The sequence below is a fragment of the Ignavibacteria bacterium genome, assembly GCA_025612375.1.
Lineage (GTDB): Bacteria > Bacteroidota > Ignavibacteria > Ignavibacteriales > SURF-24 > JAAXKN01.
In genome coordinates, this window is the sequence record JAAXKN010000014.1 from 85412 (window position 1) to 96944 (window position 11533).

The 11533-nt window shown below is 42.8% G+C and carries 10 protein-coding genes; 8 read left to right on the top strand and 2 right to left on the bottom strand.

Going from position 1 to position 11533, the window contains the following annotated elements:
- The first annotated feature begins 12 nt into the window (after positions 1 to 12).
- The gene (locus tag HF312_10980; protein MCU7520727.1) at positions 13 to 1488 is read left to right on the top strand and encodes a GHKL domain-containing protein; all 1476 of its coding nucleotides are present in this window, start codon (positions 13 to 15) and stop codon (positions 1486 to 1488) included.
- 127 nt (positions 1489 to 1615) lie between these two features.
- Here HF312_10980 and HF312_10985 read toward each other — a convergent pair whose 3' ends face one another.
- Positions 1616 to 2077 (bottom strand): hypothetical protein, encoded by a 462-nt coding sequence (locus tag HF312_10985; GenBank protein ID MCU7520728.1) that lies wholly within the window; start codon positions 2075 to 2077, stop codon positions 1616 to 1618.
- A gap of 422 nt (positions 2078 to 2499) precedes the next feature.
- Between HF312_10985 and HF312_10990 the strand changes: the two genes are divergently transcribed.
- From HF312_10990 to HF312_11020, 7 genes are all read left to right on the top strand, one after another.
- Positions 2500 to 4548, top strand: coding sequence for a PAS domain S-box protein (locus HF312_10990; GenBank protein MCU7520729.1), 2049 nt, complete (start codon positions 2500 to 2502; stop codon positions 4546 to 4548).
- Positions 4523 to 5890, top strand: coding sequence for a sigma-54-dependent Fis family transcriptional regulator (locus HF312_10995; GenBank protein ID MCU7520730.1), 1368 nt, complete (start codon positions 4523 to 4525; stop codon positions 5888 to 5890). Before HF312_10990 ends, HF312_10995 begins: the two co-directional genes overlap by 26 nt.
- A gap of 84 nt (positions 5891 to 5974) precedes the next feature.
- Positions 5975 to 6376 carry a hypothetical protein gene (locus HF312_11000; GenBank protein MCU7520731.1) on the top strand — a complete coding sequence of 134 codons (402 nt, stop codon included), beginning with the start codon at positions 5975 to 5977 and terminating at the stop codon, positions 6374 to 6376.
- Positions 6373 to 7530, top strand: a complete 1158-nt coding sequence (locus tag HF312_11005) for a hypothetical protein (GenBank protein MCU7520732.1) — start codon at positions 6373 to 6375, stop codon at positions 7528 to 7530. The genes HF312_11000 and HF312_11005 overlap by 4 nt, the downstream gene beginning before the upstream one ends.
- Before the next feature lie 457 nt (positions 7531 to 7987).
- Positions 7988 to 8770, top strand: a complete 783-nt coding sequence (locus HF312_11010; protein MCU7520733.1) for an HNH endonuclease — start codon at positions 7988 to 7990, stop codon at positions 8768 to 8770.
- A 537-nt stretch (positions 8771 to 9307) separates the two neighbouring features.
- Positions 9308 to 9481, top strand: coding sequence for a hypothetical protein (locus HF312_11015; protein ID MCU7520734.1), 174 nt, complete (start codon positions 9308 to 9310; stop codon positions 9479 to 9481).
- Between the two features lie 19 nt (positions 9482 to 9500).
- Positions 9501 to 10895, top strand: coding sequence for a hypothetical protein (locus HF312_11020; GenBank protein MCU7520735.1), 1395 nt, complete (start codon positions 9501 to 9503; stop codon positions 10893 to 10895).
- A gap of 32 nt (positions 10896 to 10927) precedes the next feature.
- On the opposite strand, the gene HF312_11025 is transcribed toward HF312_11020, so the two are convergent.
- Positions 10928 to 11431, bottom strand: coding sequence for a hypothetical protein (locus HF312_11025; protein ID MCU7520736.1), 504 nt, complete (start codon positions 11429 to 11431; stop codon positions 10928 to 10930).
- Positions 11432 to 11533 lie beyond the last annotated feature (102 nt).

Consider the following 11533-nt stretch of genomic DNA (forward strand, 5'->3'; position numbering starts at 1 on the left):
GAAGGAGAAACTATGTTCTATAATTCACCCCATTATCTTGAAAAAGTTGCAAATGCAGTAAAGCATGTTAATGTACACGATCATATATGCTCTATCTATGAAAGCCGCGATGAACAGCTTGCCGTAATTATTCCGTTTATCAGGTATGGCCTTGAGAATAATGAAAAGTGCCTTTATGTGGCCGATGAAAATACGGTCGAGGAAATAACCGGGCTTTTGTCAGATGGAATCCCGGAGCTTCAATCCTACATGGATAAAGGCGCCCTGACAATTATCAATAAAACCAAAGCTTACCTTGAGCAGGGCCGTTTCTCACCGGAACATGTAGTTGAAGCCATTAAGAAAAATATACGCACGGCAAAACAGGAAGGCTATAAGGCTTTCAGAATTACAGGCGAAATGACCTGGGCGCTCAGCGGCGACCCGGGAGTTGAACACCTGATGGAATATGAATCGGATGTGAACCACCTTTATGAAGAGCTGGATGCAGTGGCAATATGCCAGTATAACAAAAACCGCTTCAGCCCTGAAATGATCCGCCACATTCTTTATACACACCCGGTTGTTATTTATAAAGGGACTGTCTGCAGAAATTATAAGTACGTCCCACCCGAGGAATACTTAAGTCCCGATGCCGCCTCTGCCGAGATCGACAGGACCCTCGTGCAGATACTTGAAATTGAAAAAAGGGAAGAGTCGCTCCTTGAAAAAAATATTGAGCTGCAGGTGATAAATCAGAAGCTTAATGCCGAAATTGAAATGCGCAAACAGACCGAAGACCTGCTCCTAAAAACACTCCGCGAACTGGAACGCTCCAACTCGGAATTGGAACAGTTTGCCTATGTGGCTTCGCACGACCTGCAGGAGCCGATAAGAATGATTTCCGTCTATACAAGAATGCTGGAAAGACAGCTTGAAGGAAAACTTGACCCAAGATCCCAGCAGTGCCTGTTCTTCCTCTCCGACGGATCAAAAAGAATGCACGCACTTGTGCAGGACCTGCTGGCTTATTCACGCCTTACTTCGGCTAAGGAGCCTTTTGTACCCACGGATATGAACAGCGTACTATCCGAGGTGATGCTCGACCTGCAGGTGGCAATAACGGACTACAATGCCGAAATTGAAATCGGGGAAATGCCCCGTATAACCGCAGACCCCACACAGATGCGTCAGCTGTTCCAGAACCTGATTCAGAATGCAATTAAATTTAAGAGCGAGGCCGACCCGTTTATTCAGATTTGCTGCGAAAGAAACGACACGGAATGGCACTTCAGCATAAAAGACAACGGCATCGGCATCAGTCCCGAATACAATGATCGCGTATTTGTAATTTTCCAGCGCCTGCATGAAAAAGAGAAGTACCCCGGAACGGGCATTGGACTTTCGGTCTGCAAAAAGATAGTTGAGCGCCACGGCGGAAGGATATGGATTGAATCTAAAGAAGGCAGCGGCTCCACATTCCATTTTACAATCAGCAGAAATCTTTAAACGTCAATAAAAAGGAAGGCCGCCAGGATATAAATCGTGGCGGCTCATCCATACGCCTTCAGGGGGGAATGGCGTATTTATTTAATGCCGGAAGCTCTTCGGGGATACCGCCGGCCGCTAAAAAAAGTTATTTTCCCCTGCGCGTCCCTTTAGGTCCAAGGCCGTCGCAGACTCCGTTTCCAAAAACACCCTGGCTGCTTTTAAGTCCGCTGCCCATGCCTTTACCCATGCCCATTTTTCTTCCTGATCCGTCCATAGGCCGCTTAAAGTCCGCATCCCTCCCGTTTGGAATGCCGTCGCCGTCGCTATCCAGAGCGCGGTCGTTAATGCCGTCGCCATTGACGTCAATAAATCCTCTCATTCCGCGTCCGTGACGCATATTCCCGCCTTTATAGTCCGCATCCTTCCCGTTAGGGATTCCGTCTCCGTCATGATCGGGAGCATTATCATTATATCCGTCGCCGTTGGCATCTACAAATCCCGCACCGTGCTGAACAGTATTTGTGCTTTTCTTCTGAGCCATTGTCTGAATCGCAAACGCTCCGAAGAGGAGCACAAAAAGCATCATAATAAATCTTCGAGTATTCATCGCTTTATTTCTCCTTTTGTTTGAATTGAAAAAACTATGTTATATTTTCCTGTTCCAATGAAAGTGGATATTCAACTGCCATGCCACAAAGAAATAAGCTGATTTTTACCAATTAAAATCGCAATATTGCGTGTAAAGTTCGTCAAAAGTGCCGAAGCGTGCGAACAAAACTGCCGAAAATGGCACAAATTGTTAAAGGAACAATTTTTGAACAGAATCCCGGAGGGATGACTTGTCTGTAGAAAATTCGAGGATCCAAAATTTCCAACAGAGCTCCGGAGGAGCGACTTGTAAAAGGGGTATTATCGTGTTCACAAGTCGCTCCTCCGGAGCTCTGAATATTCTTTTGAATGTTGTTTTTCTACAATCAAATCGCTCCTCCGGAGCTCTTAACGGAAATGACGCAAACAAATTTTAAATAAATGAAATTCAAGCTAGTAGTAAAACCGGGATACCTGATCCCTATAACTCTTACACTCGTACTCGTAATGGCCGCCGTTACGGCCTTCGATATCTACCAGAGCTATAAGGATATATATAAAGCTAAAAGCGACGAGGCCGTTACTCTCCTGAGAGCCGTGCAGAAATCGGGCGAGAACGTCTACCTTAGCAGCATGGAGGTGGAAAACCTTACTGCCGCCAGGCTCCTCGATAACGCTTACCTCATCTACAGGCTTGAAGAAGCTAAAACGCTCAGCCGGAGCGGCCTTAGCAGGATAGCCGAAACTAACAATATCGCTCAGATCTCCCTTTTCTCCCGCTCCGGTAAACTGGAGCTTTATAGCGGCAATATGCCTTTTCCGGGACCCGATATCTTCCGGAATTTCCCCGGTGAAATTGATTCCATATTTGCCGGCAGATACGACTACTTTACTTCCTCAGGCCCGGCCGATAGCTCCGGCACACAGCACCTCCTTGCAGTGCATAAAAGACCCGGCAATAAAGGCCTTATCGTTCTATCCATCGATTCAAAGTACTTCCTGGAATTCAGGAAGAAGATCGGAATCGGACAGCTTTTCCAGAGAATAGCCGACGAACGCGAAATTGAATATATAGTAATACAGGACTCCACGGGCATTATTACAGCCAGCCGCGGCGTGGAACGGCTTAGCACAATTGCATCCGACCGGTTCCTGAAGAAAACAATAAACGAGAAAATCATATCCACCAGAAAAATGCCCTTTAACGGCCATGAGGTCTTTGAAGCCGTAAAGCCTTTTATGATGCAGGGCGAAATTGCGGGCGTTATAAGAATAGGCTTCTCGCTCGACTCTATTAACCGCATGATAGACCGCATGATACTCAGAAGCGTCCTTATCTCGCTTCTGCTCCTATTGGTCGGAATTGTTGTAATAACGCTCCTCGTAAACCAGCAGAGCTACTCGCTCCTTAAAAACGAGTACACAAAGGTGCAGACGCATACGGGCAAAATCCTCGAAAGCATGTCCGACGGCGTTATTGTAACCGACTCCATGGGACGCATAATTATATTTAATAAGGCCGCTGAAAAAATATTCTCGCTTAAAGCTTCTGAAGTTACGGGTAAGGACTGCAGCCTGATTATGAAATCGCCCGAAAGCCTTATAACACAAACACTTGCGGCCGGCACTCCCGTTGACTATTACGAGCACACCGCCGAAACGCTGACAGATGAGCAGATGATAATTGCAGGCAGCACATCCATTATTTATAACCCCACGGGCGGAATAGATTCGGTTATTGCCGTTGTAAGGGACCTTACAATGCAGCGCAGCCTGGAGGCCAGCCAGAAACGCCGCGAGAAGCTTAGCGCAATGGGCGAACTTGCCGGCAGTGTGGCGCACGAAATTAAAAACCCACTTAACTTAATCAGCATCACCGCACAGCGCTTTGAAAAGGAATTTGTGCCTGAAGAAGACGAAGGCGAGTACTACGCCCTCATAAAAGACATGAAAGAGGAGATACGCCGCGTAACGGAAATTATAAACCAGTTCCTTAAGTTTGCACGCCCCCCGAAGCTCCGCCTGCGCCGCACGGAAATGAAGGAATATATTGACGCCCTCTGCACTTCCTTTCAGGGCGCCGCAATGAAGGATAACGTTAAACTTGTGTGCAATGGCGAAAGCTTTGAGGCCGATATAGACCCCGACCAGATGAAGCAGGCGCTCATAAACCTCCTTCAGAACGCCTCCGACGCCGCGGGATCTTCCTTAGGGCGCCCGGGCGAAATTACCGTGGAATCGCACGCCCTAAACGGGCATCTTATTATCAGCATTAAGGATAACGGCTGCGGAATTAAGGAAGAGGACTTAAATAAAATTTTCAACCTCTACTTCACCACCAAGCCCGAAGGCACGGGTCTCGGTCTTGCCATTGTAAACCAGATCATTACCGGGCACAGGGGGCAGGTAAGGGTTGAATCACAACAGGATAAAGGAACAACATTTTTAATAGAAATACCGCTTTATGAACAGGACAATCTTAATAATTGACGACGAAAAGCCGCAGAGGGAATCACTCGGCGGATATTTCAGGAAAAGAGGCTTTGAGGTCACTCTTGCAGCCAATGGAAAAGAAGGCATCGAGACCGTAAAGGAAAAGACCATAGACCTTGTGCTTACGGATTACCGCATGCCCGATATGACGGGGCAGGAGGTCTTAACCGCCCTGAAAAAAATTAACCCCGAAATTGTGGTTATACTTATGACCGCCTACGGCACCATCGAAACTGCCGTCGAGGCGATGAAGGAAGGAGCATTCTACTACCTCCAGAAGCCCGTAAACCTGGATGAGCTGGATATTCTTATCGGGCGGTCTCTCATGCAGAAACAGCTTATAGGCGAGAACAAAAAGCTTAAGGAGGAACTGGCCGGCCGCTTCAGGTTCGAAAGCATAATAAGCCAGAGCAGGGAGCTCGAGGAATCCTTGAATATTGCGGGCCGCGTGGCTAAAAGCAGCGCCCCCGTACTTATAAGAGGCGAAAGCGGCACGGGTAAAGAACTCTTTGCAAAGGCTATTCACTACGCATCCGATAGAAAAGATGAGCCTTTTGTTGTCGTTAACTGCGCGGCCCTTCCCGAGACGCTCCTTGAAAGCGAGATGTTCGGCTACGAAAAAGGCGCCTTTACGGGAGCCGACCAAAGAAGGATCGGGCGCTTCGAAGAGGCAATGGAAGGCACAATATTTATTGATGAAGTGGGCGATATACCGCTTCTTACGCAGGTGAAGCTTCTGCGCGTGCTGCAGAGCGGTGAGTTCTCGCGCCTTGGGTCTAACCAGGTGCAGAAGACGCGGGCGCGCATAATTACGGCTACAAACCGCGGCCTTGAGGAGCTGATAAGAGAAAAGAAATTCAGGGAGGATTTCTACTACAGGATCAACGTGGTATCAATCCAGATCCCGCCTTTAAGGGAAAGAAGGGCCGATATCCCCCTGCTTGCAGATCATTTCATAAGGAAATTCTGCCCGCAGGTAAAGCAGGTCTCGAACGAGGCTATGGACCTTATGCTTAAGTACGATTACCCCGGCAACGTGCGCGAGCTTGAAAATATAATTCAAAGGGCCTGCGTCTTGTCGCGCGGCGAGGTAATTACAACATACGACCTTCCGGTAACAATGAAGCCTGCAGTGACTGAAAAGCAGCCGGGAGGAGCATTTGCGCCACATGTGGGTGACTTAAACGAGCAGACGGAAGCTCTGGAAAAAGAGATAATTGAAATGGCGCTTAAGGAAACAGGGGGCAACCAGTCCAAAGCTGCCCGCCTCTTGAATATATCGGAACGCAACCTGCGCTACAAGCTGATGAAGATGCAGAACGGCATTTCTGCCGGATGATTCGGCAGAATTGTCGAAATATTATAGCGATATTTAGAAAACAGAATAAAACTTAACTGGCACTTGATTTGAATTGTAAATAGTATGAAAAAGCTTTTTTATATCTCCCTTTTTATAATTATATCTTCAGTACCTTTCCGGGCGCAGGAGAAGACTGAGCAGAAGAAAGATCCGCAGGAGAAGTCCGTGCAGATGGATGATAAAAAATCCGTGACGGATGAACCCGCCGGGCAGCAGCAGCAGCCAACGGGGAAACTTAAGGACCTGAAGCATAAGTTTATTGATGAGAATGGTGACGGTGTGGACGACAACATGCCCGGCCGCCGCGCGCGTATGAGAGCCGGAATGGAGAAGGGAAAAGGAAAGGGAATGGATAATTTTGTGGATAAGGACGGCGACGGCATTAACGACAACCGCGCCCAGGGCATGGGCTGGCAGGGCAAAGGCAGAAAAGGCGGACTCGGGAGGCACGGGGGAGGTAAATGAAAACAAGCGCAAAGTTTGCCTCTTTACTTCTGCTGTTAAATATTGTCTTTTCTGTTAAACTGGCAGCCCAGGTTTCGGGAGAAGTGGGTTATTCGCTCCTTTACACAGATAACCCCTTCCGCACAAGCAGCGGACAGGAGGAATTTGTAAATTTTGTGCAGCCTTCGCTTACATTCAAACCGTTCCAAAGCGAATTCTACTTAGGCTATTCATTCGGCTACAGCAGATTTAAGAACCTATCCGACAGAAGCTACTACTACAACTCCGGTGAGCTCAATTACGCATTCAGGCTCGGCGTCGACTCGACAGAAGATGAGAATATCTTCATGGGCGCTTCATACATGAAGGCGTCTAACAATTCAGGCGGCGGGCTTTACAGCTACGACAGCTATTCCGTCTTTGCAAACGGGAAATATTTCCTTTCAGACAACATGCTCTTTTCAGCGGGATACGGTTTAAGCGGAAAAAGCTACCCCTCGCTTTACGACCTGAGCTACACAGTGAATTCAGGATTTGCAAGACTCTCATTGTTTCTTGAGACAAAAACGTCATTATTCCTGGAGATGCAGCTGGGGAACAAAGCGTATTCGGTAACCGATCAGACCCTTATAACAATTGATCGTAACGGGCCGATGATGGGAGGAAAAAGGGTAATTCAGAAGACCGACTATGTAACAACGAACATCACGCAGCTAAGGATAATGCCCAAAATATCGCAGTCGGTATTTGAAGGCGTCGGAATGAACATACATTATATGTGGCGCAGGAATCTTGACCGTAATAGTGCCATAAGCCTTTCGGAGTTCATATATTCTGATGACGAAGATTTGTGGGATGATCCTTACAGCTTTGAATCAAACGAGTTTGGAAGCGAGTGGACAATAAAGCTTCCCTGGTCATCGTCAATAAAGCTGAGTGCCGAGCAGTCGTACAGGAATTACAGTGAAAACCTTGCCCAGACGGGCACCGTAAGCAAGAGAAAAGACACAAGAACAGAATTCTGGTTTGCCCTTAACAAAGAATTCACAGACGTGCCCTTAATAAGCAATATAGAAGCCGGCATAGAATTCATGCGAGTAATGAACCGCTCCAACGAAAGCGCCCTGACGTACAACAACAACATCGCCATGTTCCACATCGGCTTAAGTTTTTAATGATTCTAGTGATGTCAGGAACCATTTCCTGACATCCCTCGTCCGCCGCGGCGGACGGATTTTCTTCCATCCGGGAATAATGAATATTACAACCTGATTAATTATAAATGTCCATACATCCAAACCGCGTAGCGGCTCCCTATTTGTAGAAAACGTATAACCCCCAATTCCCAAACCGCGTAGCGGTTTTATATTTGTAGGGGTTTCATATTTGCAGAACAACGCAATCATCAAGCCCCGAAGGGCGCTCTGTCTATAGCAAAACCATCCCACCCCCACCCACACAGCCCTGAAGGGGTGTGATGTAAATCCCTTGACCCTCCCGCAATTCATTCACAATCTCACAGGAATTTAATGTATCCCAAATGGAAATAGAATTCTAGTTTCAAAATATTGACTATTATTCAAAATCCCTCTAACTTCCTCATCAAATTATTCAAACTATTGCCGCACACACATGAAAGAAGGTCAAAGGCTCTGGACGCGCGAAGAACTTATACTTGCGCTAAATCTCTACAGCAAAATAGATTTCGGTAAGATCCACAGCAGAAATCCCGAGATCATTAAACTATCCCATTCTATCAAAAGAACTCCTGGCTCAGTATCTTATAAACTCGTCAATTTTGCAAGTCTCGATCCAGCGCAAAAGGCCAGAGGCATACGAGGGGCAAGCAATGCTAGTAAGCTCGATAGAGAGATTTGGAATGAATTTTATAATAATCTGGATGACTATGCCTTTGAAAGCGAAAAATTGAAAGCGGATATAGAGCATTCAACAGTTGAAAAAGAAAATGATATTGATGAAGAGGACCTTCCCAAAGAGGGGAAAGAAAGAGAGCGTATTGTAAAGACCCGTGTAAACCAGTCCTTCTTCAGGAAACTTATACTTGCCTCATACAATAATACCTGCTGTATCACCGGCATCCAGCAGCCAAATCTGTTAGTGGCAGGACATATCCGTCCCTGGTACCTGGATGAAAAGAACAGGATGAACCCTCAGAACGGAATTGCAATAAATGCCTTGCACGATAAAGCTTTTGAAGATGGCCTTATGACAATAACTCCCGATTACAAAATAAAAATATCATCAGTTCTTCTAGATCAGGCAGACAACCCGCCAATTAACGAATACTTTGTGAAATATCATGATAAAGAAATTAAGCTGCCCTGGAGGTTTTTACCCGATCAAGAGTTTTTAAGATATCATAATAGAGAAAGATTTAAACAAAATAGGGGCTAAGATCCAAAGTAAAAACATATTCTAAAAAGGAATAATAATCGATTCTAATTCAACAGATTATTAAAAGAAAACACTTTGATAAAAATAGTAGTATTATTGTTAAAGAAGTCACAAACAGTAAGCCTTTCATGGAATAATTGTGATGGAAATCACCTGTCGTGCGTTTGTAATGTGTCGCTAATCATTAAATATGGATGTTTTTAAAAAGATATAGAATCGTCTAGATTTTGATTAAAATAATATTATCTTTGAAAAAAGAAGCCATAATGAATATTAACTTTGTCCTTATTGATTTTTATTGCTTAAAATAATGATATTTGGGTGATTGGAAATACATAATACGGTATAATTTTAATTTAAAATAATTTGACAATTTCATTCCTTTTATTTAAATTAGGTCCTCAAAATAAAAACCTGCGATTTAATTGTGCCGTAACGGTACAATACTGATGATCTTTAATTTATAGTTATTTTTTATTGTTTCAGTTAAATGATAAAATAATTGTAAAAATGTTTTCATCTATATAGAGGCAAGTAATGACAAAGAAAAATTCTCCTTACAACAAAGCGTATTCTGCAAAATTAAGTGAAGCTTTAAATAAGGGATTTAATAGAATTACACTCCGACAGACAAGAGAAGCCGCACTCAAAGAGATTAGAAGAGTAAATAATCTTTCATATGAAGATTTAAATAGAAGAATGACAATCTAGTAAGATTGTTATTAGTAAGATGTCTCATCATTTCACTATTTCCAAATACTCATCGGATTTTTGGGAACCATTTCAAGAACACTCTTGGGCTTATATCAGCATTCAACACTATATTGAAACTCATCCCGATAGAGAGGAAAGTGATATAGTAGTTATTACTGAACCCAGTTACACCGATAAAGATTATTTAATTGATTTCGCAAATTACTATGTTCGTTGTCATGAGAATATAGAAAAAAAAGTAAAAAGACATCATTTTTTTTATGCGACTACGGATGAATTGAATGATTTATTCTCGCAGTTTTATTCGGGGGATACTAGTAAAAATAAAAGAAACCGATTAAACAAATTAATAAATGACAAATATGTTGGATATGTAATTCAAAAGCCAATTACAAGTGGCAGGATTGGAAGAACAGTATTAAAAAGGTATCCTGATAAGACGAAGCGCAAGCATGATAGATGTTTGGAAGTTACAAAAGTTAATACTGTACACTTAAATGGAATAACTTTAACTATCAATTCATTGCCATTTCAAGAGCAGGATAGCGCAGTTGCAGCATGTGCAACTATGGCAATATGGACTGCATTACAAGCATTAGAAGTAATATTTGGAGTTTCTGTATCAAATACTCCATCCGAAGTAACTATTTTAGCTTATAATAATTTTAATGGATTGGCAGTCTCCCCTAAATTCCCAAACGTTGGATTAAGCACATATCAAATAGTTGATGTTTTTTATAAACTTGGCTATGAGGTTATGAATTATAACGTTAAGCAACTAAATGATAAGAAAATTCAATACCTTCTAATCGGTTATTTATCCCAAGGATATCCATTAATTGCAACCTTATACATATATGAAGAAGGCAAAGAAGAGCCTGAAGGTCATGCTGTCGCTATTACTGGTTATTGCTATGATAAAAAAAATGATGCAATAACCAAACTCTATGTTCACGATGATCAAATCGGACCTTATAGTTGTGTGGAGTTTTCAGAAGGAAATTTTCTAGATTGGACAAACGAATGGATTACTGAAAGGGGATGTAAAAAAGTAAAACTTCAAGGCTTTATAATACCATTATATCATAAGATAAGGCTAAGCTTTACATCTTTGTATACTCAAGTAATAGAAGATATAGAAGATGCTTGTAGGAAAGAGGATCCTTATTTAATAATAAAACCTTATTTGATAAATTCCAGCTTATATAAAAAAAGCCTTATTGATGATTTAGTGCCTATTATTGGAATTTCCAAAATAGAATCTATACTTTTCGCAGAATTACCTAAGTATATTTGGGTGGTTCGAGTTGGAAAAGGAGAATTTCCTTTTCGAGATTATATCATTGATGCTACTACACAGCTATGTGAGGGATATTTGGAAGTAAATTTTGTAAATAACGAGTCTGAATAAAGTTTACTTCAGCTTGGATTCTATTTCTTTAACTAACATACTTCAACAATATTGTTCCACCCAATTAAAGATTTATTTAAGGCTTTTCTTATCTCCCGAGATATTTTTTCGTTATGATAATTGATCCGAATCATTCCGTTTACTCGCTCTAGTTCAACGTCAATACCTTGAAGTGTATTTGAGTCTGAATTAAATGGGTTCGAAAAAACCGAATAGCGATCCCATTCTTGTAAAATATCAACTAATATACCAAGATATGTTATTGGGTCCTCGTTAATATTTAACCGTTTGATTTTTGGAATTTTAGCTTGGAAATAATTGTGAAAAGCTGTAGCTGCGGTACCCCATAATATTCCTTCCCACCACCATTGAATACAATAATTATTTCGACAATCTCCATTTGGTTCTCCAATGAATTTCTCTATAATGGGATCTGGATTTTTCGAATATATATCCTCTAAAATGAAATGATAAATCATGTAAAAAGTCGAAAAATGTAATAGTACTAATCCTCCCATAACACCATGATCAAGCAATCTTAAGTTTGTTCCAGGTAATCCATCTGATAATAATTCTTCAAAGTATGTCGAGGGCCAAAAGTATTCCCCACCTCTGGGTCAAAAGTGTTCCCCAGGGTG